Source organism: Paraburkholderia sp. SIMBA_030 (genome assembly GCF_046535245.1).
Taxonomy (GTDB): Bacteria; Pseudomonadota; Gammaproteobacteria; order Burkholderiales; family Burkholderiaceae; genus Paraburkholderia.
Genome location: NZ_JAWRXB010001006.1, coordinates 1 through 257 on the forward strand (window position 1 = coordinate 1; position 257 = coordinate 257).

1 protein-coding gene is annotated in these 257 nt (G+C 40.5%); it reads left to right on the forward strand.

What is annotated here, in order from left to right:
* On the forward strand, positions 1-257 hold a 257-nt coding region (locus SB772_RS43050; protein WP_410838903.1), incomplete at both ends, for a hypothetical protein.

Here is a 257-nt window from a genome sequence, read left to right on the forward strand (position 1 = left end):
ACGGATGGAGACTACCTTCAGTTTTAGTGGCATCGGCAACAAAAAATGTAAGGATGGATTTTACCCCTTTCGGCCCTAAAGTAAATAGCCCACTTTCAGCTTTGAATGGAACTCAACCAGACGGTTCAATTTCAAATATTCGTCCGGGATTATCAAATCTGAAACCCTATCTTGCAGGTATAAAAGTATATCCTCAGGTTGGTTTTGATATGACTAATGTAGGAGGTAATAACATCGGTATATTTCCGGGAACGGGT